We start from the raw sequence: 2,261 nt of genomic DNA, 5'->3' as shown, positions 1-2,261 counted from the left end.
TTTTTTTACTGAAAAACGAGGGTGGTCACTTTGAATCGTTACAAGGTGGTCACATTAAATCGTTTGAGGGTGGTCAATATGGCCGTTATTTCCATTATGGTGAGGGTTTGGTTGTGTTTGGCTATGTTTTGCCCGAATTGGTTGGATTTGGTTATTTTTGGGTGGAGGGTACAAAAAAAGTCGGTGGTGTACCGACTTAAAAAAAAATAGAGATTTTTTTTATCACTCAAGTTTTACCTTCCCAAAGGTCTCCAATTCCATAAACTTAGATTTAAATAATCCTGATGGCATTTTCTTTTTAAGAAGGTTATGGAAATTTTCGTCATGGGTTGATAGGATTATTTGTTTTTTCTGGTTAACCACAATTCCTCTAAATAGGTCAATTGTGGATAGAATATTAATGCTATCCATAGACTGAATCGGATCGTCAATAAAAATGCTTTCAATTGGATTCCCTTCATCATCTTTTGCATTCAAAGCTTTTGCTAAGAAAATACTTAGACTTAAAATGTTGAGCTGTGCTGTGCTAAAATATAGGTTAGGTATTATTGGGTCTTCATCACTATCATCTTTATATAAACAAACATTTAGTTTTGGTTTGTCATCTTTAAAGTCGCAGATAAATTTCAACCTTTTGTAATCAGGGTGTGGATCAATTCTTTTGTATAAATCATTAATTAAGTCTTCATAGAAAAACGAACTTATTTGATTATCCAAGTAATCAGATACTTTTAGCCTTTCTTGTTCTAATAGAGGCTTTACATTTTCTTCCAAGAATTTCTTTTGTTTGATTATTTCAGCTTCTTCTTTTTTTGCTTTTTGATATTTTAAAAATGGCTCAACGTTTTGTTTTAGTTCTTTAAGTAGTTTGAATTTGAGTGTTTTTTGCTCTGCTTTCTCAATTTTATCTATGAATGTTCTTTTGTTTTTTTCAAGTTCAGCTTTTAGTTTTTCTTTGTTATCTTCTTCAATAGTCAAACCTACTTCAGTATTTAAAAATCTTTCGAAGCCTGTTATGTTTCTTTGCAAAATCTGAATTTCTTGATTCAATTCTGAAAGCTCTTTATTTATCAGCTCTTCATTCGTATTCGTTAAGTCTTTTTCCAAATCCTTTACTTTATTGGATATATCCTGAATTGATGAGCTAAGTTGTTGTATGTTTTCAGAAACTTCGGTCTGTTTTTGTTTTAAAAGTTCAAGGTTTGGTTTTGTATCAATGAACTCCTTTTTAAAATAATCAACTATTGAATTATAAGCTTTGTCAGACTTTAATTCAGTCAATGTGTTCTTTAAGACTTCTAAATTATTTTCAAAACCTTTAATATCTGAATGCTTATTATTTAAATCTTCTTGAATTTTATTAAGAGAATCATTATTAGTGCTTACACTTTTTTCAAAACCTTTTATTGATTCTGAAACATCTTGTTTGTATGATTCAAATGTAGAGCCATTCAAAATAGTATTTAGCTTGTTAAGTTCGTCCTGGTATGTTTTAATCTCAGCTTCAATGTTTTTAATAGCTTCATTATTTTCAGATAGCTTTTCAAGAATAGAGTTTTGCTTTTTATTTTTTGCATCCAACGATTTTTGCAGTGATGATTGAATTGCAGATATTTTTTCACTTAGTGATTGGTTTAAATCATTTAGCACTGCTTCTATGCCACTTCTAGATTTAAGAAGCTCAGATTGCTTTTGCGACAGGAACTTGTTATTAGATATTTTTGCAGTTAACTCATTATAAGATTTATAATCATAATTACACAATGGGCAGACAGAGCTTTGCGCCTTATCAGCTAATTCAGCACCTCTTGTAACAAATTCTTCAATATCTTGAGATAACTCTTTTTGTGCTTGTATTTCTTGATTTAGCTTTTTAAGTTTCTCATTCTGTTTTGTAATATTTTCCTTAATTGTATCAAGCTCCGTAATAGATTCCTTATAATCCTTAAATTCTTTTTCAAAAATTGACGGCAGCTGTTTGTTTTCAAGGTCATTAATAGCCTTTTGCAGATTGTCAATTTCCAGCTTTATGAACTGATATTGTTTATTAAGTGATTCAACGTTTTCTTTCTTACTTTTTAAGTTTATTATGCCTTCTTTAAATTTTTCACTATCGTTAGTTGTTTTCTGACTTAATACTTGGCATTCATGAAGCTTGTCGTTTAAGGTTTTAATATCAGATTGAGATTTTGTTATTTTTGTCTTTAAATGAGCTTCATCTAGCTTTATTTTTTTTATGCTGTCATTAAGCTCATTTTTAC

2 protein-coding genes are annotated in these 2,261 nt (G+C 29.8%); one reads left to right on the top strand and one right to left on the bottom strand.

The annotated features are described in order from the left end of the window. A partial coding sequence (locus J1N10_RS20725; protein WP_262328641.1) for a hypothetical protein occupies window positions 1–200 on the top strand: 200 nt, incomplete at its 5' end. A gap of 22 nt (window positions 201–222) precedes the next feature. On the opposite strand, the gene J1N10_RS20720 is transcribed toward J1N10_RS20725, so the two are convergent. Continuing rightward, window positions 223–2,261: hypothetical protein (locus tag J1N10_RS20720; protein ID WP_262328640.1), on the bottom strand; the 2,039-nt coding region annotated here is incomplete at its 5' end.

This window comes from Carboxylicivirga litoralis (assembly GCF_025499605.1).
GTDB classification, from domain to species: Bacteria; Bacteroidota; Bacteroidia; order Bacteroidales; family Marinilabiliaceae; genus Carboxylicivirga; species Carboxylicivirga litoralis.
Note: the sequence above shows the minus strand (reverse complement) of the source record. Positions and strands in the feature narration are given on the sequence as shown.